General features: G+C 39.4%; 3 protein-coding genes. All 3 read right to left on the bottom strand.

Annotated elements, in window-relative coordinates; all coding sequences use genetic code 11:
* Positions 1-72: 72 nt before the first annotated feature.
* Entirely contained in the window at positions 73-540 is a 468-nt protein-coding gene (locus tag ACUU1I_RS20480; RefSeq protein ID WP_011069513.1) for an A24 family peptidase, read from the bottom strand.
* A 65-nt stretch (positions 541-605) separates the two neighbouring features.
* Entirely contained in the window at positions 606-845 is a 240-nt protein-coding gene (locus ACUU1I_RS20475; protein WP_001091314.1) for a Flp family type IVb pilin, read from the bottom strand.
* 134 nt (positions 846-979) lie between these two features.
* The gene (locus ACUU1I_RS20470; protein WP_001278645.1) at positions 980-1,585 is read right to left on the bottom strand and encodes a winged helix-turn-helix domain-containing protein; all 606 of its coding nucleotides are present in this window, start codon (positions 1,583-1,585) and stop codon (positions 980-982) included.
* Positions 1,586-1,684 lie beyond the last annotated feature (99 nt).

Below are 1,684 nucleotides of genomic sequence, written 5' to 3'. Positions count from 1 at the left end.
CAAGACCTACTGCTATCACAATTACTGAGAGAAAAAAAGCATCCGATGATTCATTTATGCTGTCCTAAAAAATTAACAAAACAATGGGAAAACAGGATATGTAAGCAGAAAAGCCAATGAAATTGGTACAGCATAAGGCACACCGTTTTCACGAATTGATTTTCGAAAAAAAAGAAGACCTGCCAGAACAACCAGAGCGCCGCAAAAGGTCATTGCGACGAGAAAATTAGCCAGTTCATGTTCATCAATAGCTAACGAAAGAACAGTTAACAGCTTGACATCACCGCCGCCAATTATCCCTGCGGAAAAAAGAAAGAAGCCCACGAGCAAAACGCTCCCGGCTGCAACCAGATTGGGTTTTTGATGCTGTAAAATGAGTGCCAAAAAAATAAGCACGGTTAACACCAGTAAATAACGATGGCTAATAATTCTGAGTAATATATCTCCCCATGAAATAAAAATAAGAAAGAGCGCAACAAATAAAAGATCGACTCTTAGTAACCATATTGCTGCCATTGAAAGACTCCATGTACCATACAAGGTTGCTGCCAGACATATTCCTTTACGTCTGACAGCCTCTAGAGAGTTTTTTTATTTTTTATAAGTTACGGATTACTCGTTCCGGAAATCGTTACCTGTTGAATTGCTGCAGCGATAGCGTCGAATGCATCTTTAATTGCTCCCAGGAAGCCTGAGTTCTGATCGCCAAAGATGAAAGCAAGCAGAGTTGCCATAGCAACACCAATCAATGCATATTCGATTGCAGTAACACCACGTTCATCCTTCGCGAAACGCGCAAAGCACTGTTTAGTTTTACCATAGTACTTAGTAATAAAAGTATTCATGTTTTCCTCGTATATTATTATTTAAATTCAAACCACCAGCTTCATCTGCGTGTCACCGGTATCCCATATTTTTGGGATGTGGCTATAATTATCCATTCCCGCTATTTAGTCTTCAAAAAAAATTACATTTAATATCATTTATCTTGATTAAGAAATAGTAAGACTAAAAAAACAAGCGTCGTCAGCCAGCACACTGCTAACACGGTAAGAACGCTAATAAAAACACTCCACTGCTTCGTTCTATACCATTCAATATTTTTGTCAGTATGTTTTATTGGGAGCAGCTCTTCAGTAGAGAATTCCTGGCTGTTATCATTCTCAGGAATGTTTGCATCAGTGTTTACTTCCCTGGCCTCGCTATCGTTGGTATAGCTACTACTGTCTTCATCACTGTCACGCTCATTCTCACAGACATGTTTCTCGACCTTTCCCAGATATCTGACGCCTTTTCGCGGAATGGTTTTAATTAGAGAACTCGACAAACCTGCGACGTCTAATGCCTTTCTAAGCATGTAAATCTGCCCATAATAACTGCTGTCGCTTACCGAACCTTTCTGCTCCCGCCAAACCTCATTGATAATATGTTGCTTATCGGATTCTCCCTGTAGTAAAAGGAGTAAAAATCGATAGCCGTTTTCAGACAGATTGATTACATTGCCTGTACTGGTGGTGATACGTCGAGACGCTGGGTAAAACTTAACTCCCTGCCCTAAAGAAAAATAAAAACGGTCATCGCTCATAAGTACCGAACCCTGCTTTCTTCTTCACATGACTACTCATTACAACTTTGTATGAAGTAAGATGCAAAATCATATTGTTTACATTAAGTTAAGCAATTA

The sequence above is a fragment of the Shigella sp. SIG3 genome (genome assembly GCF_053555855.1).
The sequence above is the reverse complement of the archived record's forward strand: the minus strand, read 5'-3'. Positions and strand labels throughout refer to the sequence as shown.

What these genes read in the sequence shown, in the direction of transcription:
- ACUU1I_RS20475 (WP_001091314.1), bottom strand. Translation starts at nt 845, where the DNA reads ATGAATACTTTTATTACTAAGTACTATGGTAAAACTAAACAGTGCTTT.
- ACUU1I_RS20470 (WP_001278645.1), bottom strand. Translation starts at nt 1,585, where the DNA reads ATGAGCGATGACCGTTTTTATTTTTCTTTAGGGCAGGGAGTTAAGTTT.